The sequence below is a fragment of the Streptomyces sp. MUM 203J genome (assembly GCF_022414595.1).
Classification (GTDB): Bacteria; Actinomycetota; Actinomycetes; order Streptomycetales; family Streptomycetaceae; genus Streptomyces.
The window spans coordinates 183,600-202,625 of sequence record NZ_JADWYO010000004.1 but is presented as its reverse complement, the minus strand read 5'-3'; the positions used below and the strand labels follow the sequence as shown (position 1 = coordinate 202,625).

The window sequence follows — 19,026 nt, the reverse complement described above, 5'->3', positions numbered from 1 at the left end:
GCGGGGGCGGGGGCCGCTGAGGCAGGTGCGGGTGCAGGAGCGGACGCAGCGGGGACAGGAGCAGCGGCGGGAATGGGCGCGGGAGCAGCCGGGGCGGGAGCAGGCGGGGCGGGCGCGGGCGGGGCGGGCGCGGCCTCCGTCCCCGCCCCGGGCCCAGGCGGGGCCGGCACATGTGCGCCCGGCCCGGGCGCATACCCCGCAGAGGGTCCAGCCCCGGCGGTCTGCAGGTGCGTGCCGCGCTCCAGCCGCTCCAGCCGGGCCTGCAGGGACCGCTCGTCGTCGAACGCGGCGGGCAGCAGCACGCGCGCGCAGATCAGCTCCAGCTGGAGCCGCGGCGAGGTGGCACCGCGCATCTCGGTCAGCCCGGCGTTGACGAGGTCGGCGGCCCGGCTGAGCTCGGCGCCCCCGAAGGTGGAGGCCTGTGCCTGCATCCGCTCGACGACATCGGCGGGCCCGTCGATCAGCCCCTTCTCCGCGGCGTCGGGCACAGCGGCGAGGATCACCAGATCCCGCAGCCGCTCCAGCAGATCGGCGACGAACCGCCGGGGATCGTTGCCCCCTTCGATGACCCGGTCGACCACCTCGAAGGCGGCGGCCCCGTCCCCCGTGGCGAATGCCTCGACCACGGCGTCCAGCAGGGACCCGTCCGTGTAGCCGAGCAGGGAGGTAGCCATGGCATAGGTCACACCCTCCTCCCCGGCGCCAGCGAGGAGCTGGTCCATGACGGACATGGAGTCCCGCACGGACCCGGCGCCGGCACGCACGACGAGCGGCAGGACCCCGTCCTCGACCGGGATGTCCTCGCGCCCGCAGACCTCGGAGAGATAGTCCCGGAGCGTGCCGGGGGGCACGAGCCGGAACGGATAGTGGTGGGTCCGCGACCGGATGGTCCCGATGACCTTCTCGGGCTCGGTGGTCGCGAAGATGAACTTCAGGTGCTCGGGCGGCTCCTCGACCACCTTCAGCAGGGCGTTGAAGCCCGCCGAGGTGACCATGTGGGCCTCGTCGATGATGTAGATCTTGTACCGGCTGCTCGCGGGCCCGAAGAAGGCCTTCTCCCGCAGCTCACGCGCGTCGTCGACACCACCGTGCGAGGCGGCGTCGATCTCGATCACGTCGATGGAACCGGGCCCGGTCCTGGCCAGGTCCCGGCAGGACTGGCACTCCCCGCACGGTGTGGGTGTGGGCCCCTGTTCACAGTTCAGGCACCGCGCGAGGATCCGCGCACTGGTCGTCTTGCCGCACCCGCGCGGCCCGCTGAACAGGTACGCGTGATTGACCCGGTTGTTCCGCAGCGCCTGCTGCAGCGGGTCGGTGACATGCTCCTGCCCGATGACCTCCGCGAAGGTCTCGGGTCGATAGCGGCGGTACAGCGCGAGGGACGACACCCTTACGACGATATAGGGCCCCGCCGACAACCAGCCCGCCCGTGATCACCGCCTGCCCGCGGCCACCCGCCCGCACACCCCGGCCCCAACGCAAGCGCCCCCCACGCACCCGCCAGAGCCGACCTACCCTTGCTGCCTTCCGGCCCTGGGGGAGTTCAGTCAGATAGCGCCACGTGAGGGGCTGCGCCAAGGGTACCCGATCCTCCGCCCGGCGAACGAGTTCGCGAGCACGGCTCAGAGTCATGTAATGTTTCCGGCGGAGGATTCGCCTAGAGGCCTAGGGCGCACGCTTGGAAAGCGTGTTGGGGGCAACCCCTCACGAGTTCGAATCTCGTATCCTCCGCCACGGCTCACCAGCCGACACGAAGGCCCCGACCGCACAGCGGCCGGGGCCTTCGTCGTTCCCTGGTCTCCGCTCCCCCACCGCGCGTGTTCCTGCTCCGCGTCGAGGAGCTCTCTGCCGCGCCGTGCGGATCGGGCATCCGCACGACACGGACGGCTCGGCCCGCCGCCCCCTCGGCCTCGGCGCCGCACGACAGCGCACTCGCACCCTTGCCGACTCCGGGCCGGGCGGGAACGCGACGGATCCCGAGACGGTTGCAGACAAGACAAGGCGCACGCGAAAGGGGTGTCACCGGAATGGTGACACCCCTTCTGACCAGTGCGTTCGCCGAACTGCCGCGGTGGGTGTGGGATTTGAACCCACGGTGACTCGCGCCACGACGGTTTTCAAGACCGTTCCCTTAGGCCGCTCGGGCAACCCACCCTCGCCCCGCCTCACCTGGCGCGGAGCGGACTACAGACTACCGGCTGGCGGGGGTAGAGCGGGGGTGGGTCGGGGAGTGGGGGCGGGGCGGGGCGGGGTGAGTGGGGGTGGGTCCTCCGTACGGGTGAAAGGGGGTGGGGGTGGCGTGGGGTTGTCACCGGTGCGCGGGGCGGCGTTGGGGCGGGTCGTCCCGGTTGCGGTGTTTGGCCGGGGGGAGCGGGGGACCGCGTACGGCCATAGCCTCTGGCTTCGTCCGTCAGATGACGCAGTGGAGGCTCCCATGTCGGTTCCCGTGGCCGGTGCCCGTGCGACCAGGCGGGGCGCCGCACCGATCTCCGTGGCCGGGCTGGCCCACGGGTCGCGGGAGCACACGGTCTCGTTCCTCGCCGCCGGTGCCTGCGCGGTGCTCGCCGCGGTCGTCTACCTCGGTGCCATGACCTACACGCTCGCCCACTACCGCCACTGGGAGGGGCCCGCCGCGCTGTTCGTCTCCGTCGCCTTCGCGCTCATCGCCCTGCTGGCGGGCGTCCCGCACCTGGTCAGTGAGGCCGCCGGCAGCAGCGCCCGGCACTTCCCGCGCGCCATGATGTGGGGGACCTGTCTGGTCCTCGCGCTCCTCCAGATCACCGCGGCGGTGCTGGGTGCCGACGCGCAGTTCTCGCTGTCCGCGCTCATCGGCACCCTCACCGTCCTCGCCGTCGCCTGCTTCGGGGAGATGGCCGCGTTCTCGCTGGCCGAGGCCTGACCGTCGGTCAGTCTCCGGTGCGTTCGCCCAGTGTGACCGTGACCTCCTTCTGCTCGCCCCCGCGCTCATAGGTCAGTTCGACCTTGTCGCCCGGCCGGTGCGTCCAGATCTCGCTGATCAGCGTCGGGCCGCTGTCGATCTCCCGCTCCCCGAAGCGCACGATCACGTCACCGGGCTTCAGCCCCGCCTTCGCGGCCGGGCCGCCCGGCTCGACGGAGGCCGCGCCGTTCACGCCGTCCGAGACGATCCGCGCACCTTCGCCCTTCTCCGTCAGGTTCACCACCGCGCCGATCACCGGGTACACCGGCTCGCCCGTCTTGATCAGCTGCTCGGCGACGTTCTTCGCCTGGTTGACCGGGATGGCGAAGCCGAGGCCCACCGAACCGGCCTGCGACGCCCCCGGGACGCCCGAGCCCGGCGACTGGATGGCCGAGTTGATACCGATCACCGCGCCCCGCGCGTCCAGCAGGGGGCCGCCGGAGTTGCCGGGGTTGATCGACGCGTCCGTCTGCAGGGCGCTCATGTACGAGTTCCGGCTCGACGCGCCGTCGCTGGACGCGACCGGGCGGTTCTTGGCGCTGACGATGCCGGTGGTCACCGTGTTGGACAGGCCGAACGGCGCGCCGATCGCGATCGTCGCGTCCCCGACCGCGACCTTGTCGGAGTCGCCCAGCGGGAGCGGGGTCAGACCGTTCGGCGCGTCGCGCAGCTTCAGCACCGCCACGTCGTAGCCCTGGGCCCGGCCCACGACCTCCGCCTCGTACTTCTTGCCGTCCGGGAACGTCACCCGGAGCCTGCCGCCGTCCGCCGCCGAGGCCACCACGTGGTTGTTGGTGAGGATGTGGCCTTCCTTGTCGTAGACGAAGCCGGTGCCCGTGCCGCCGCCCTCGCCCTGCGCGCCGGATCTGGCCTCGATCGTGACGACGCTGGGCAGTGCCTGTGCCGCCACGGCGGCGACCGTGCCCGGCTCGCGCTTGAAGTCGGCCGGGGCGTTCCCGACGGCCGAGACGGTCGTGCTGTCGGTGGTTCCGCCGGACTGGCGGTCCGCCGCCCAGTAGCCGGCCGCTCCGCCGCCGACGCCGCCCGCGAGCAGCGCCGTGATCAGTGCCGCGGCGATCAGACCGCCGCGGGAGCGCTTGCCGGTGCCGGGAGCGGCGGGGGCACCGGGTACGCCCGGCGCGGCGGGCCATCCCTGGGCGGCGGCCCCGGAGCCGTACCCGCTCGGGCCGTAGCCCTCGGAGCCGTACGCGGGGGAGGTCGGCGGTACGCCAGGGGGCGGGGGTGCCGCTGCGGGCATCCCGGTCGGGGGTGTCGGCACGGCGGCGGGCGGCCGGCCGGGGGCAGTGGGCTGTACGGCCGTGGGCTGTACGGCCGTGGGGTGGTCGGCCGTGGGGTGGTCGGCCGTCGGCTGACCGGGCGGCGTCTGGCCGTCCGGGGGCTGCGGCTGGTCGGCCGGGGGCCTCGGCTGCGCCGGAGCGGGAGAGGCGGGCGGCGGGGAGGGAGCCCCTGACGGGACCGCGGTGCCCTCGTTCTCGGTGCTCACAGCTTCTTCTCCTCGGTTCCTCGGTGGGCGAATGTCCGTCGTCCGTCCGGCCTGCTGTCCGGCCGCGCTCTCGGCCCGGGCGTCGCACGGTCCTCGTACAGCTTTTCCCACGGCCCGTCAGGCCACTGTAAGCAGGACCTGTGCGCCCCGCGCCCATCCTTTATCCCCGACAATTCAGGCACATTTCCCCCAGCTGTCCCCTGTGGCTCCCGGCCGCCCCGCGCGCGGTGGCACCATGGCGCGGTGACCCAAGCACGCCCGCACACCATCCAGGTCGTCGCCCACCGGGGCGCCTCCGAGGACGCACCCGAGCACACCCTCGCCGCGTACACGAAGGCCATCGAGGACGGGGCGGACGCCCTGGAGTGCGACGTACGGCTCACCGCCGACGGGCACCTCGTGTGCGTGCACGACCGGCGTGTCGACCGCACCTCGAACGGCCGCGGCGCCGTCTCCGCCCTGGAGCTCGCGGACCTCTCCGCGCTGGACTTCGCCGCCTGGAGGGACGCGAAGGGCGACCGGCCGGGCTGGCTGGACACGGACGAGAGCCCTGACTGGGGCGGCCCCGGGAACACCTCCGTCCTCACCCTGGAACGGCTCCTGGAGCTGGTGACCGACGCCGGGCGCCCCATCGAGCTGGCCGTCGAGACCAAGCACCCGACCCGCTGGCGCGGGCAGGTGGAGCAGCGGCTGGTCGAGCTGCTGAGGCGGTTCGGACTCGCGGACCCGGTGTCACCCGAGGCCTCCCCCGTACGGATCATGAGCTTCTCCGCCCGTTCGCTGCACCGTGTCGCAGCGGCGGCGCCGGCCGTCCCCACCGTCTACCTGACCCAGTTCCTCTCACCGCTGCTGCGCGACGGGCGCCTCCCGGCCGGCTCCCGGATCGCCGGGCCGTCCATCCGCATCGCCCGGAACCATCCCGCGTACATCGCGCGACTCCAGCGGGCGGGCCACCGTGTCCATGTATGGACGGTCGACGAGCCCGAGGACGTGGAGCTGTGCGTGCGCCTCGGGGTGGACGCAATCATCACCAATCGCCCCAAACACATCCTGTCCCAACTGGGTCGCACGCCTCAGTAGTTACGGGGAGTGCCCCGGCGCATCCACTCCGTGTCGGAGCGTGTCGAATGCGTCACGGTATCCGGACTGACCGGTTTCCGGTCCAGGCCAAGGGGGCATCCACACCGTGGCGTGGGGCGAAGGAGGTCTCGGGGGTGGCGTTGGTGATGGCACAGGAAGTGCCGACGTCGTCGAGCATGGCCGTACCCCACGGCCCTGCCGGCGTGGGCGAGGCACGGCGCCGGATGCGGGAGGGACTCCGCCGCTGCGGCGTCTCCGACACGGTCGTCGACGACGCCGTACTGATCCTTTCCGAACTGCTCAGCAACTCCTGTCGGCACGGCAGGCCACTGGACGCCACCGAGATCGGTGACGGTGCCGTCCGGGCCGCCTGGCGGATCGACGCCCAGGGCGCCCTGACCCTGGAGGTCACGGACGGCGGCGGGCCCACCCGCCCGGTCGCGGGCACCCCCTCGGTCACCGCGCGCGGCGGGCGCGGGCTGAACATCATCAGCGCCCTCGCCCAGGACTGGGGAGTGCGGGACGGAACGGGCGGCGAAGTCACGGTGTGGGTGCTGGTCGCGGGATCGGTTCCGCAGCGTGACCCTCTCGCTACGCGCGTCACGTCTGCGAACGGTTCCAGCGCGGGTGCGAAGGACGACGGTACGGGCACCCGGCGGAACGGGACCCCGCGCAACATCGCGGCGAGGAAAGGCACGGCCGGGCGGAGGCCGGCCGCGCGGAACGCGCCCGAGGGACCGGAGGCGGACACGGCGCGGCCGGTGAGTTCTCCCGGCGGTCGGCGGCCAACGGGCGTGACGGGCATCGCGGATGTGGTGGCCGCCTTCGACGGGGACCTCGGATTCCTGGGGACGTACGGCTCGTGCGGGGCGTCCTAGCGGGGGCCGGGGGGCTCCGCTCCTGCTGAGCCCGCGAGTGCGTCGGCCATGGCGCTCTCCCGGCTCCCGGCGTGTGCTGCCGCTCCTGTACGGCTCCGGGCGCGTCGGCCATCGCTCCCGCGCCGCTCCCTCCGTGTGCCGCCGCCTCCGCATGGCTCCGGGCCCGGCGTCGGCAGACCCCTTCGCTGCCCGGTGGGGCTAGGCTCGCGGCCGACACAGCATCGCGTTCCAACGGGAGAACCCACGCATGGCCAAGAAGCGCCCGCAGACGAAGGCCGCCGGAAAGCCGCAGGTGACGGACGGGGAGGTGCCGGTCGTCGGCGCCCGTGAACCCTGCCCCTGTGGTTCGGGCCGCCGCTACAAGGCCTGCCACGGCCGGAGCGCCGCGCACGCGGTGACCGAGCCGGTGCAGCGCCCGTTCGAGGGCCTGGCCGGCGAGTGCGACTGGGTCGCGCTGCGCGAGCTGGTCCCCGCCGCGACCGCCCCGCTGCACCTCAGGGACGGACTGCCCGAGGGCGTGCCGTCCGTCACGCTGGCCACGGTGCTGCCGATGGCCTGGCCCGCCCTGCGCCGCGACGACGGCTCCGTGCTGGTCGCGCTCCAGAACGACACGTCCTCCGGCGATCTGAGCCGTGACCTGGCGGACACGCTGCAGCGCGCGCTGGAAGCCGCGCCGGGCACGCCGGTCACCGCCCGCCGGGTTCCCGCGGAGGGGCCGCGGCTCCAGGACCTGCTGGACCCGGGGGCCGCCTTCGAGCCGGCCGTCCACACGGGCTTCGAGTTCTGGGTGCCCGAGTCCGCGGACAGCGCCTCGCCGGAGGTCGCCGCGTCTCTGGAGCGCGCCAACGCCGCCGCCATCCCGACCGTGCGACTGGCCGGTGTGGACTCCGCCTACTGGTGCGAGACCCCGGAGAAGAACCACCTGCGCTGGGTCATGCCGCACGCCGAGGAGAACCTGCTGGACGCGCTGGCGCGGCTGCACGCCGCCGGCACCTCGTCGCTGGGCGAGGGCACCCGCCTGGTCGGCTCGTTCCGGGCGCACGGACTGGTCGTCCCGGTGTGGGACCTGCCGAGCGGGATGGGCGCGGAGGAGTGCGAGAAGCCGGCCGCGGAGTTCGCGGAGCGGCTCGCGGCCGCGCTGGCCTCGGACGCGCCGCTGACCGGCGAGGAGCGTCGGGCTCGCGGCGGACTCACGAACCGTCAGGTGACGCTCAGCTGAGGCGGGGACACCTCTCTACTGATCGGTAAATCCCTGTCCGAATAAGAGAGATCGAATTTGCGAACGGCGGATCTCTTGTTACCGTTCTGGAAGCCCGGTCGCTGGTGCATCCCCCGTCGCCAGCGACCGGGTTTCTCCATGGGATTCGGAATGTGAGCCTCCGCCACATCCGCTCCTCCGGAACCCGCCACGCCGCCTCTTGGTCGTTGCAATCGTCAACGCCTGGATGACGGCCCGGGATTGCTGCCGGAGCGCAGGAGCAGCGGGCTGTCGGGGTGACCGTTCGTCGCGAACTCCGCCACCGCCGTGTACTCCTCAGCCGGGCCCTGCCCGTTCTCACGTGGGGTTTCACAAGCACCCGGCTCATCGCGCGCGGGGATCGCACAGTGCGTGCGCACCGTCCGACCGGCCGGGCCCATGAGGCTGAGGATCGCGCGCAGCTCCCGGCCGCTGGTGTTCCGGTAGTACGTGCGACCCCAGGTCTGCCCGCCCTCGGTGAGCACGCAGGTCTGTGCCTCCACACCCTCGGGCGACGCCAGCGCCGGGCCGCAGTGGGCGGCGCGCCCGTCCGGAGCGTCCGCGGAGCCGTCGGAGGGTGCGGTCGGCGGACCGTCACTTTCGGCCAGAAGCGGGAGGTCCAGGGCCGGGTCGTCGTCCGGGGCACCGCTGGGCCGCACCGCACGCGTGCCGGACACGGGCCCCTCGTCCCGGCCCGGGTCGGGGCCTGGCGCGGGCGGCTCCGCCCCTGACTGCGCCTCGGGATGCGTCGAGGCGCCTGGTGCGGGGTCGGAGAGAGGGGTGAGCAGCGGGGGTGCCGCCGGGCGGTGCGCCGCCGCTTCGGGCCCGGCGGCGGCGCGGTTCGGCTGCTCGGGGCTCGCGACCGTTCCGGCGGTGGCGACGAACGGCAGCAGCGCGGCGGCGGTCACGACCGCGCCCAGCCCGATCATGCGGAGGTTCATGGGCGTGTTCCCGAGTTCGCGAGTTCCGACGGTGGGCCGACGATAGCGGCGGAGCACGCGGGCCTCGTGGGCCTCGCCCCCGTTTCCCGTACAGGGAGGGCTCGGCTCACACCCGGACGAGTGACACCGCTGCCGCCGTCAGCCTCCAGCCGTCACCGGCCTGGTACCGGGGCCGCACCCGTAGGAGCCGTACCGTCCCCGGCGCCCCCGCCGGTCGGAGCCGTACGGGGGCCGGGCCGTACAGCTGCCGTGCGAGGAGGAGCCGGCACCGGCGCGCTCAGTAGCGGAGGCGGGTGCCGCTGTCCGGGATGCCGGCGCTCGCGGCCACCAGGGCGTCGACGACCGACTCGACCTCGGGCAGCCACGGGGCGCAGTCCTTCGCGGGCGGTGGCCGTTCCCAGCGCACCCACCCCGCGCCGGTCCGAGACGGCGGCAGCATCAGGTAGCCGCCCTCCCCGTGGAACCGCAGAGAGCTGGGCACCCGGTCCTGCGCGTACAGCAGCTCGCCCAGGCGTTCCAGGCTGTACGGCGCGACCAGCAGCGACCAGCGGGTGGGGGTCGCCACGACCGGGCCGGACCGCAGACCGCGACGGTCCAGTACGGCGAGGGCACGGGCACCCGCGAGGGCGGGCAGGCTCACCGCGCAGGGGGCGCGGCCGCCGGTGGCGAGTACGACCGGGGCGTCCGGCCTCTCGGTCCACCACCAGCGCACCATGCGGGGGTCCGTGGTGGCGGCGAGGATGCCGGGGTCGAAGGGGTGCGCGCCCGGGACCACGCACTCCGGGTCCGGGCAGGCACAGACCGGGGCCTCTTCCCACCGCGTGTTGGCCGATGCAGCGGCCCGTACCCACTTCACCGCCGCCGCCTTCGTCTCCCTGGCTTGGCCGGCTTCCTTGGCCTTCTTCGTCGCCTTCGCCGCCTTGAGCCCCACGCCGGGGAGTACGGGCCAGTGCCACCGAGTGGCGCAGAGCAGCGCCGCGTCGAGGTGGTCAGGCCCCTTTTTCCGCCCGAACGGGAGCCTGCGTCGCCTTCCGAGGATCTCGCGCATGAGCGCTCGTTCCTTTCCGTTGAACGCCGAGGTCCAGATCACAACACGTGTGCGTTACTTCACTGTGCGTACGAGGCGGCGATTCGCCGCCCCCGCCACCCGGAGGCGGCACGGGATTCCCGCTCCGGCGCGGTCAGGACAACACCGCTGGGGGCCGAGCGTCGGCTGAGTCCATTTGACGCATGGTGAGGGGTGGCGCGCGCAGGGCGAATCATCTTCCGTCCGCTTCCGCCCACCGGGACGGGGCGCGCTGTCGGTGGTGGGGACGCCAGGGTCTCCCCGCCGGGTTCCGGGTCGGCCCCAACTTCCCCTGGCCACCTAACGATTACGTACCCCACGCGCTCGGAATGACGCTCCGCCCGGGTCTGTCTGGTGTCGTCCCGGGTGGTGCCCCCTTGTCGAACGCGCTCAGTCGACCGCAAAACCTCCCCATCGGGGCCATTTTTTGGCCAAGTTCAGCATCGCATAAACACCACGCGTCCCGCTGGACAATGCTGGACATCCCCTTCCCAGTGCGTGTACATGTGGATGCAGTGATAGCGGCGCAGCATGACATGCGGATTGACATGGGGGTTTGCGATGCTATTGAGCAAACGGACGCAGTCGGGAAGCCGACTGCCATGAGCACCCCTCACCTGCCGAAAGTGGCCGGAATCGATTCAACGGTTCCGGCTCCTGCGCACACTGCAACGCCTCTCCCAGGCATCCCGGCCGCGGCTCCCGCACCCGGCACGCTGATCCAGGACCGGCTGGCAGGCTGGGTCTCCGACCTCTCCACCCTCCACGAACTCACCGAGCGGCTCACTCGGACCGCCACCCTCGACGCCGCGCTCAACGAGCTGCTGCGCGCGGGTGCCGCACTCGTCGGCGCCCGCCGCGGCATGGCCGTTCTCGAACCCGCCGACAGGCGCGGCCCCACCACGACCATCGGCCTCGGTCTCGCCCACGCCGACCTCGGCACCATCGAGACCGTGCCGCGCAGCGCCACCTCCTACGGCCGCATACTGGACGGCCTGCCCGAAGCCCCGCGCGGGAACGGCCGCTGCGAGGACGGCCCGGCCGGGTCGGGGCCGCCGGGGACAGCGGGCCCGGCCGGTGATCGCTCCGGCCCGCCACCCCGGCCCGTCGCCGTCCCCGACCTGCTCGGTGAGGAGGACCTGGACCCGCGCCATCGTGAGGTCGCCGCCCGTCTCGGCTTCGCCGCCAGTTACGCCGTCCCGCTCGTCACCGAAGGCGCCGGGAGGCTGGGCGCGGCCGTCTGGCTGTACGACGAGCCCGCCGAGCCCACGGAGCGGCAGCGCCATCTCGTGGGTCTCTACGGCCGGTACGCCTCCGAGCACCTGGCCCGGCTGCTGGAGCTGGAGCGGGCCCGCGCCGAGGTCGCCACCCTGGCCGAGGAGCTGATGCCGACCCGGCTCCCCCGGGTTCCCGGCGTGCGGCTGGCCGGGCGGCACGTGTCCGGGCGGCGGGGCGGTGGCGACTGGTACGACGCGCTGGCGCTGCCCGAGGGCGCGCTGGGGCTGGCCGTCGGCTCCGTGTGCGGCTCGGGGCCGAGCGCGCTGGCCGCGATGGGGCGGCTGCGTGCGTCCCTGCGGGCGTACGCGGTGATGGAGGGCGAGGACCCCGTCGCTGTGCTGTCCGACCTGGAACTGCTGCTGCGGCTCACCGAGCCCGCGCGGTCCGCCACGGCGCTCTTCGCGTACGCCGAGCCCGGGCTGCGCAAGCTCGTGCTGGCCGGTGCCGGGCACGCCCCACCGCTGATCCTCGGGGACCGGCGCACCGAGTTCGTGGAGACCTCGCTCTCGGCGCCGCTCGGCATGCTCGCCTGCTGGGAGGCGCCGAGCGTGGAACTGGTCGTGGCGCCGGGCGAGACGCTGCTGCTCTACACGGACGGGCTGCTGCGGCGGATCGGCGGCCCGGTGGACCGGGCGTTCGCCCGGCTGCACGCGGCGGCGGCGAGCGTCCCTCAGCCCGACCGCGCCGACCCGGAGGCCGTGGCCGACCGTGTCCTGCATGCGGTGCTGTCCGGCGCCGCGGCCGGGGACGACGGTGTCCGGGACAGTGGTGCGGAGGGCGGCGAGGACGTGGTGATGCTGGCCGCCCGCTTCGACTGAGCACCAGGGTGTCCCTCCGGGGAGGGGCCGCCAGAACCGGAAGGTGTGATTCAGGGTCGCTTCCGCACGCCCGTACGATGAGGAAGGGGTTCTGTTTCATCGCACCCAAGGAGGCGGACCCGTGGCCGAGGAGCTCACGCCGGAGACCCCGGAGAGCGAAGAGAAGCCGATCAAGCAGCGTAAGAACGGCCTGTACCCGGGCGTGTCCGACGAGCTGGCGGCCAACATGCAGTCGGGCTGGGCCGACACGGAGCTGCGCGATCTGCGGCCCGTCGCCCAGGCCTCGCACACCGCTGCCCGGCGGGCCGCGCTGTCCGCCCGTTTCCCCGGTGAGCGCCTCGTCGTACCCGCCGGCAACCTGAAGACCCGCGCGAACGACACGGAGTACGGCTTCCGTGCCGCCACCGAGTACGCGTATCTCACCGGCAACCAGACCGAGGACGGCGTCCTCGTCATGGAGCCGAGGGCGGCCGGAGAAGGCCACGAAGCGACGCTCTACCTGCTGCCGCGCTCCGACCGGGAGAACGGTGAGTTCTGGCTGTCCGGCCAGGGTGAGCTGTGGGTGGGCCGCCGCCACTCGCTGACCGAGGCCGCCACCCTGTACGGCATCGCCACGGGTGACGTACGGAAGCTCGCGGACGCGCTCACAGAGGCCGACGGCCCGGTCCGGGTCGTGCGAGGCTACGACGCCGGCGTCGAGAAGGCGCTCACCGACAAGGTCACCGCGGAGCGGGACGAGGAGCTGCGGGTCTTCCTCTCCGAGCAGCGCCTGGTGAAGGACGACTTCGAGGTGGGCGAGCTGGAGAAGGCCTGTGCCTCCACCGCCCGCGGCTTCGAGGACGTGGTCAGGGTCCTGGACAAGGCCGAGGCGACGTCCGAGCGCTACATCGAGGGCACTTTCTTCCTGCGCGCCCGGGTCGAGGGCAACGATGTCGGCTACGGCTCCATCTGCGCCGCCGGTCCTCACGCCTGCACCCTGCACTGGGTCCGCAACGACGGCCCGGTCCGCTCCGGCGATCTGCTGCTGCTCGACGCCGGGGTGGAGACCACCGAGCTGTACACCGCCGACATCACACGCACACTGCCGGTCTCCGGAACGTTCACGGACCTCCAGCGGAAGATCTACGACGCCGTGTACGAGGCCCAGGAAGCCGGTATCGCGGCGGTGAAGCCGGGTGCCAAGTTCCGCGACTTCCACGACGCCGCCCAGCGGGTGCTGGCCGGGAAGCTCGTCGAGTGGGGCCTGGTGGAGGGCCCGGTCGAACGCGTCCTGGAGCTGGGCCTCCAGCGCCGCTGGACCCTGCACGGCACCGGGCACATGCTCGGTATGGACGTCCACGACTGTGCTGCCGCGCGCACCGAGGCGTACGCCGCAGGCACCCTGGAGCCGGGTATGTGCCTGACGGTCGAGCCGGGGCTGTACTTCCAGGCGGACGACCTCACCGTGCCGGAGGAGTACCGCGGCATCGGTGTCCGGATCGAGGACGACATCCTGGTCACCGAGGACGGGAACCGGAACCTGTCGGCGGCGCTCCCCCGCCGCTCCGACGACGTCGAGGCCTGGATGGCTCAGCTGAAGGGCTGACTCCCACCGCTCCGCTGATGGGTCATGTTTCACGTGAAACATGACCCATCGGTCATTCAGCCCGTCAGGGTCAGCGGCGCGTCCGGACGCCACTTCAGACTCTTGTCGAAGCTCACCACCGCCCCGCTCCGGCCCGCCCGGTTGCCGAAGTGGACATGGTCGGCCAGCTCTTCGATGAGGCGCAGCCCTCGCCCGTTCTCGGCATCCGCCGGCACCGGCCCGCGGAGCCGTGAGAAGTGCGGCTCCGAAGGGAATCCGGGTCCTGAATCGGCCACCTCGATACAGCACCTCTCGTCGTCCAGATAGGCGGTCACGCGGAACTCCGCCGACTTCTCACCCGCGTGCTCGACCGCGTTCGCACAGGCCTCGCCGAGAGCGAGTGACAGGTCGTAGGAGGTGTCCGGGTCGACTCCCGCGGTCTCCATCGCGCCGAGGAGCAGCCGCCGGGCGAGCGGGACGCTCGCAGCCTCGCGCCGCAAGTGGAGGGACCACCAGATGCTCATGCGCAGCCTCCCGGCGCGGCTCGACATGTCATTACCTATTGCCACATATCAGACAGGTAAGCGTGGAGTTGACGGACGATCCCCCGTTCGGCCGGATACGTATGGGGGAAGTCCGGCAGCAACAGCGGGAAAAGCCCAACGGCAAAAGCGACCTTCCGGACCTGCCGTATGGACGGCTTAAGGGTGGTGGGATGATGGCCCGGCCATGCCTGCGCTCACCGGTCCACGACTGCTGAGGGCCGCGGTGTTCACCGCGGTCTGTGTCGTGCTGTCCGCACTGGGCCACGCCCTCGCCGCCTGCGAGACCGTTCCGTGGTGGACGCTGAGCGCCGGTCTCGCCGCCGTGTTCCTGCTCGCCCTGCCCTTCACCGGACGCGAGCGCTCCCTGCCCGCGATCACCTCCGCGCTGGTCACCGGCCAGCTTGCGCTGCACACGCTCTTCGGCGTGGGGCAGCAGCACGCCGCGGCCGGCGCGGGCACCGCCGTTCAGGGCGCGGCGCAGGGCGGTGCGGGGAGCGACGCGCTGATCCGGGCCGCCGCGCGGCTGCTCTGCGGCGCCGGCACAACCCAGCTGAGCCCCGGCGAGGCGCACCGGATCGTCACGGCGGCGGGCCTCGACCCGGTGGCAGCCGCAGCCGCCGCCGGTCCCGCGACCGGCGCCGCGGCCGTCGGAGCCGGGGTCCCCGTCGAGCCTGCGGCGCTGGCGGCCCTGCCCGGCCTGGCCATGGTGCTCGGGCACCTGGTGGCCGCCCTGGCCTCCGGCTGGCTGCTGCGCCATGGCGACCTGGCACTGCTGCGGCTCTCCCGGCTGGCCCGCCTGTCGGCCCGGGGCGTGGCCGAGGCCGCCGAACAGGCCCTCGTGCGGTCGTTGCGGGACGCCCTCACCCTCGTACGACTTCTGGTCGCCGGGGCGGACACGCCGCCCTCCCAGGCTCGGCGGGCGCCGCGCGGTGATGACGACGTTCCGCTGCCGTCGGCGGCGGACGCACTCCAGCACTCGGTGATCAGGCGCGGCCCCCCGGCCGCATACGCACTCGCCGCCTGACGCGACCCGCTCCGATGGGCGGGGCGCGGCGCCGACACGTCTTGCCGCTGCCGCGGCGGGCGCCGGCGCATCCACCGCTACCCGACTTGTGGAGTGTGTTCCGTCATGAGCCGTACCACGTCCGCCGCTTCCGCCCGGTCCGTCCCTTCCGCGCTCGGCCGTATGGCTGTCGCCGGGGGGCTGGCCGTCTCGTCCGTTCTGCTGCTGTCCCCGTCCGCGTACGCACACGTCAGCGTCCAGCCGCAGGGCGCGGCCGCCAAGGGCGGCTACGCCACGGTCAACTTCAAGGTCCCGAACGAGCGGGACAACGCCTCCACCGTGAAGCTGGAGGTCACCCTGCCCACCGATCACCCGCTGGCGTCCGTGATGCCCCAGGCCGTGCCCGGCTGGAAGGTCGAGGTCGAGCGCGCGGAGCTGAAGAAGCCGCTGGAGCTGCACGGCAAGAAGATCACCGAGGCGCCCTCCAAGATCACGTGGACGGCCGACGGTGCGAAGATCGAGCCCGGGCGGTTCCAGCAGTTCCCGGTCTCCCTGGGCCGCCTGCCCGAGGACACCGACCAGCTCGTCTTCAAGGCTCTCCAGACGTACGACAACGACGAGGTCGTCCGTTGGATCGAGGAGCCGAAGGAAGGCGGCGAGGAGCCGGACAGTCCCGCCCCCGTTCTGAAGCTTGCAGCGGCTGCCGAGGGTCACCACGGTGCGGCGGACGCCGGTGCGAAGGCCGCTGCCGACAGCGGCAGGACCGAGAAGAGCGACGCGGGCACCGGCACGAAGGGCGTAGCGGCCGCCGCCGATGCGAGCGACACCACAGCCCGGGTGCTCGGCATCGTGGGCATCCTGGTCGGTGCCGCCGGTGTGGCCTTCGGCGTCCTGGCCGGACGCCGCCGCTCCGCCTGACGTCGTCCACCCCTCACCAGAGAGAGAACCCATGCTCAACCCCAACCGCGCCGCGCGGCCCCGCCGCGCGGCCCGGCGCACCCCGCTGTTCGCGGCGGCGCTCGTCACGGCGGCGGCGCTCGCGCTGTCCGCCTGCGGCACCGGCAGCGCACCCGGCGACCAGCCTGTCGCGGACGTGTCCGTCGCCGCCGGATCCACCAAGGCGGCCACCGTCCTGGACCGGCCGTTCACCAAGCCCGGCCTGGTCCTGACGGACACCACCGGCAAGCCGTTCGACCTGCGGGAGCGCACCAAGGGCAAGCCGACTCTGATCTACTTCGGCTACACCCACTGCCCCGATGTCTGCCCTCTGACCATGAGCAACATCTCCACCGCGCTGAGGGACCTGTCCGATTCGAAGAAGCTCCCTCAGGAGGAGCTGGACAAGCTTCAGGTCGTCTTCATCACCACCGACCCCGAGCGCGACACCCCGGAGGAACTCGGCAAGTGGCTGCCGTCCGCCGGTGACCCGTCCTTCATCGGGCTCAGCGGCGACTTCTCCGCCATCCAGGCGGGGGCCAAGACGATGGGCATCGGCATCGACCCACCGACGAAGGACGAGGACGGCAAGGTCGTCTCCATGCACGGCGCCCAGGTCATCGCCTTCTCCCCGAAGACGGACCAGGGGTATGTCCTCTACGGCGATGACACGACCGTCGAGGACTACACCAACGACCTGCCGAAGCTCATCCGTGGAGAGAACCCGTGAACCGCCGCACTACCGTCATATTCACCTCCGCACTCGCTCTGGTAGGCGGGCTGGCCCTCGGCGGCTGCTCGTCCGCCGACGCCTCCGGTGGCACCGCGCCCGAGCTGAAGGTCAGCGGCGCGTTCATCCCGGAACCCGTCAACCGCGACATGGCCGGGGGCTTCCTCACCCTCACCAACACGGGTGGAGCCGACGCCACCCTGACCTCGGTGAGCAGCGATGTCTCGGACGACGTACAGATGCACGAGACGAAGAACCAGAAGATGCAGCAGGTCCAGTCCTTCGACGTACCGGCCAACGGTGAGCTGAAGCTGGAGCGCGGAGGCAGCCATCTGATGTTCATGGCGCTGAAGCGGGAGCTGAAGCAGGGCGACAAGGTCCGCGTCGAGCTGCGCTTCAAGGACGCCGACGCGGTCACCGTCGAGGTCCCGGTGGAAGCGCGGACCCACAACCCGGCCAAGGCGGCCGACGCGCACCAGCACCACTGAACGGCCGAGTGAGAAGGAACGCGAGCTGATGACGGCCACCGCCTCCCGCTGCGGACCCCCCGCAGCGGCACTACGCCTGTGGGCGCTGCTGGTGTTCACCGTGGCGCTGCTCGGCACCGTGCTCTCCGGCACGGCCGCCGCGCACTCCACACTGACCGGCAGCGACCCGGAGGACGGGGCGGTGGTCGCCACGGCGCCCGGGCGCGTCACGCTCACCTTCTCCGAGAAGGTCGCGATGGGCGACGACTCGATCCGGGTCCTCGAACCGAGCGGCAAGCGTGCCGACGTCGGGGAACTGCAGGACCTGTGCAGCGGCTCGGTCGTCCAGTACGGCGTCGATCTGCGGTCCGGGCTCCCGGACGGCACCTACACCGTGGCCTGGCAGGCCGTGTCCGCCGACAGTCACCCGATCTCGGGCGCGTTCACCTTCTCCATCGGCGCACCCTCGGAGACGACGGTGGCCCTGCCCGCGCAGAAGGCCGGTGGCGGACCGGTGGGCGCGCTGTACGACGCCGGGCGGTACGCCTCGTACGCGGGATTCATCGTGCTGGTCGGCGGCACCGCGTTCCTGCTGGTCTGCTGGCCTGGTGGGGCGGCGGTGCGGCCGGTGCAGCGGCTGGTCGCGTACGGGTGGGTGACGCTGACGGCGGCGACCCTGGCGCTGCTGATGCTGCGGAGCCCGTACACCGGGTCGGGTGAGCTGGGCGATGCTCTGGACCTGGGCGGGCTGCGGGCCGTGCTGGACACCAAGACCGGTGCGGCACTCACGTCCCGGCTGCTGCTGCTCGGAGCGGCGGCGCTGTTCCTCGCGGTGCTGTTCGGAGCGTACGCGCGGCGCGGGGACGGTGCCGGTGGCGGGCAGGCGGAGCGGAAGGACCTGTCCTTCGGGCTCGCTGTGGGCGGGATGGTCCTGGCGGCCGGGCTCGCCGGGACCTGGGCGCTGTCGGAGCACCCGTCGACGGGGCGTCAGCCCGGGGTGGCCATGCCGGTGGACGTGCTGCACATGCTCGCCGTGGCCGGCTGGCTGGGCGGGCTCGCCACTCTGCTCGTGGCGCTGCACCGGGGGTCCGACGGCGAGGGCGCCATCGGCCCGGCCGCGGTGCGGCGGTACTCGCAGGTCGCCTTCGGCTCCGTGGTGGTCCTGGTCGCGACCGGGCTGTATCAGTCCTGGCGGCAGGTCGGTTCCTGGACGGCGCTGACCGGAACCGCGTACGGGCAACTGCTGCTGGTGAAGGCGGGACTGATCGGTGTCCTGCTGGCGGTCGCCTGGGCGTCGCGCCGCTGGACGGGGCTGCTCACCGAGACCGTGCCGGCCTCCTCGCATGAGAAGCGGGAAGCGGTCAAAAAGGGCACGCGCCAGGACGCGGGGGAAGCGGCGCTGGAGGAAGATCCCATGGAAGGGCCGGATGCGGGGCCTCGGGACGTCGGGAACGAGGATCCCTTGCGGGCCGCTCAGCTCGCCCGGCAACGGGCCGCCGTGGCGACCGCGCGCCGTCGGCGCATCCGGGACGCCGACCCGGCTCGGGCCGGACTCCGGCGCTCCGTCCTCACCGAGGCCGCCGTCGCCGTCCTGGTCCTGGCGGTGACCACCGCCCTCACCGCGACCGAGCCGGGCCGGACCCAGGAGCAGGCCGACCAGGCCCGGGCAGCCTCCTCGACCGCCGTCCCGGACCGGCCCGTCGATGTGAAGCTGCCGTACGACACGGGCGGGCCGGACGGCAGGGGAACGGTCCGACTGGCCCTCGACCCCGGCCGCTCGGGCGGCAACACTCTGCAGGTGTTCGTGGCCGGCCCCGACGACAAGCCGCGTGACGTGCCGGAACTGAAGGTGTCGTTCACGCTCGACGCCCAGGAGATCGGCCCGCTGCCGGTCGCTCTGGAGCCGACCGGGACCGGGCAGTGGAAGGCCCGGTCCGCGCAGCTTCCCATGCCGGGCGAGTGGCGGATCCGGGTGACGGTCCGTACGTCCGACATCGACCAGACCACCATCGACAAGAACGTCAAGATCGGCTGACCTGCA

The 19,026-nt window shown here is 72.6% G+C and carries 15 protein-coding genes, 2 tRNA genes, 1 other RNA gene and 1 pseudogene; 12 read left to right on the top strand and 7 right to left on the bottom strand.

What is annotated here, in order from left to right:
* Both I3F58_RS04695 and ffs read right to left on the bottom strand, forming a co-directional pair.
* Window positions 1-1,388: DNA polymerase III subunit gamma and tau (locus I3F58_RS04695; RefSeq protein ID WP_240106889.1), on the bottom strand; the 1,388-nt coding region annotated here is incomplete at its 3' end.
* 87 nt (window positions 1,389-1,475) lie between these two features.
* Window positions 1,476-1,574: signal recognition particle sRNA small type (gene ffs / locus I3F58_RS04690), an RNA gene on the bottom strand.
* A 72-nt stretch (window positions 1,575-1,646) separates the two neighbouring features.
* Here ffs and I3F58_RS04685 point away from each other — a divergent pair.
* Window positions 1,647-1,734 (top strand) — tRNA-Ser (locus I3F58_RS04685).
* Window positions 1,735-2,069: 335 nt separating this feature from the next.
* Here I3F58_RS04685 and I3F58_RS04680 read toward each other — a convergent pair.
* Window positions 2,070-2,154: transfer RNA gene (locus I3F58_RS04680), tRNA-Ser, on the bottom strand.
* 280 nt (window positions 2,155-2,434) lie between these two features.
* Between I3F58_RS04680 and I3F58_RS04675 the strand changes: the two genes are divergently transcribed.
* Window positions 2,435-2,899: a hypothetical protein gene (locus I3F58_RS04675; RefSeq protein ID WP_240106888.1), complete on the top strand. Its 465-nt coding sequence runs from the start codon at window positions 2,435-2,437 to the stop codon at window positions 2,897-2,899.
* Between the two features lie 7 nt (window positions 2,900-2,906).
* On the opposite strand, the gene I3F58_RS04670 is transcribed toward I3F58_RS04675, so the two are convergent.
* Window positions 2,907-4,442: a S1C family serine protease gene (locus tag I3F58_RS04670; protein WP_240106887.1), complete on the bottom strand. Its 1,536-nt coding sequence runs from the start codon at window positions 4,440-4,442 to the stop codon at window positions 2,907-2,909.
* A 243-nt stretch (window positions 4,443-4,685) separates the two neighbouring features.
* On the opposite strand from I3F58_RS04670, the gene I3F58_RS04665 reads away from it, so the two are divergent.
* The 3 genes and pseudogenes from I3F58_RS04665 to I3F58_RS04655 all read left to right on the top strand — a co-directional run bounded on the left by I3F58_RS04665 (window position 4,686) and on the right by I3F58_RS04655 (window position 7,619).
* A complete protein-coding gene (locus tag I3F58_RS04665) occupies window positions 4,686-5,522 on the top strand; it encodes a glycerophosphodiester phosphodiesterase (protein ID WP_240106886.1) in 837 nt (278 codons plus the stop codon).
* A 47-nt stretch (window positions 5,523-5,569) separates the two neighbouring features.
* Window positions 5,570-6,130, top strand: a pseudogene (locus I3F58_RS04660) (ATP-binding protein); the annotation flags it as partial.
* A gap of 517 nt (window positions 6,131-6,647) precedes the next feature.
* Window positions 6,648-7,619 carry a DUF5926 family protein gene (locus I3F58_RS04655; RefSeq protein ID WP_240106885.1) on the top strand — a complete coding sequence of 324 codons (972 nt, stop codon included), beginning with the start codon at window positions 6,648-6,650 and terminating at the stop codon, window positions 7,617-7,619.
* Window positions 7,620-7,834: 215 nt separating this feature from the next.
* Here the strand turns inward: I3F58_RS04655 and I3F58_RS04650 are convergent, their stop codons facing one another.
* The gene (locus tag I3F58_RS04650) at window positions 7,835-8,578 is read right to left on the bottom strand and encodes a hypothetical protein (RefSeq protein WP_240106884.1); all 744 of its coding nucleotides are present in this window, start codon (window positions 8,576-8,578) and stop codon (window positions 7,835-7,837) included.
* 277 nt (window positions 8,579-8,855) lie between these two features.
* Window positions 8,856-9,626: a bifunctional DNA primase/polymerase gene (locus tag I3F58_RS04645; RefSeq protein ID WP_240106883.1), complete on the bottom strand. Its 771-nt coding sequence runs from the start codon at window positions 9,624-9,626 to the stop codon at window positions 8,856-8,858.
* Between the two features lie 491 nt (window positions 9,627-10,117).
* Here I3F58_RS04645 and I3F58_RS04640 point away from each other — a divergent pair, with 491 nt between their 5' ends.
* Both I3F58_RS04640 and I3F58_RS04635 read left to right on the top strand, forming a co-directional pair.
* Window positions 10,118-11,740 (top strand): PP2C family protein-serine/threonine phosphatase, encoded by a 1,623-nt coding sequence (locus I3F58_RS04640; RefSeq protein ID WP_240106882.1) that lies wholly within the window; start codon window positions 10,118-10,120, stop codon window positions 11,738-11,740.
* 121 nt (window positions 11,741-11,861) lie between these two features.
* Complete coding sequence (locus I3F58_RS04635; RefSeq protein ID WP_240106881.1) at window positions 11,862-13,325, top strand: aminopeptidase P family protein; 1,464 nt, start codon at window positions 11,862-11,864, stop codon at window positions 13,323-13,325.
* 56 nt (window positions 13,326-13,381) lie between these two features.
* Here the strand turns inward: I3F58_RS04635 and I3F58_RS04630 are convergent, their stop codons facing one another.
* Window positions 13,382-13,828: an ATP-binding protein gene (locus I3F58_RS04630; RefSeq protein ID WP_240106880.1), complete on the bottom strand. Its 447-nt coding sequence runs from the start codon at window positions 13,826-13,828 to the stop codon at window positions 13,382-13,384.
* A 205-nt stretch (window positions 13,829-14,033) separates the two neighbouring features.
* Between I3F58_RS04630 and I3F58_RS04625 the strand changes: the two genes are divergently transcribed.
* From I3F58_RS04625 to I3F58_RS04605, 5 genes are all read left to right on the top strand, one after another.
* Entirely contained in the window at window positions 14,034-14,873 is an 840-nt protein-coding gene (locus I3F58_RS04625; RefSeq protein ID WP_240106879.1) for a hypothetical protein, read from the top strand.
* Between the two features lie 105 nt (window positions 14,874-14,978).
* Window positions 14,979-15,770, top strand: coding sequence for a YcnI family protein (locus tag I3F58_RS04620; protein ID WP_240106878.1), 792 nt, complete (start codon window positions 14,979-14,981; stop codon window positions 15,768-15,770).
* Window positions 15,771-15,801: 31 nt separating this feature from the next.
* Window positions 15,802-16,518: an SCO family protein gene (locus I3F58_RS04615; RefSeq protein WP_240106877.1), complete on the top strand. Its 717-nt coding sequence runs from the start codon at window positions 15,802-15,804 to the stop codon at window positions 16,516-16,518.
* Entirely contained in the window at window positions 16,515-17,006 is a 492-nt protein-coding gene (locus I3F58_RS04610) for a copper chaperone PCu(A)C (protein WP_240106876.1), read from the top strand. The genes I3F58_RS04615 and I3F58_RS04610 overlap by 4 nt, the downstream gene beginning before the upstream one ends.
* A 28-nt stretch (window positions 17,007-17,034) precedes the next feature.
* The gene (locus tag I3F58_RS04605; RefSeq protein WP_240106875.1) at window positions 17,035-19,020 is read left to right on the top strand and encodes a copper resistance protein CopC; all 1,986 of its coding nucleotides are present in this window, start codon (window positions 17,035-17,037) and stop codon (window positions 19,018-19,020) included.
* Window positions 19,021-19,026: the final 6 nt, after the last annotated feature.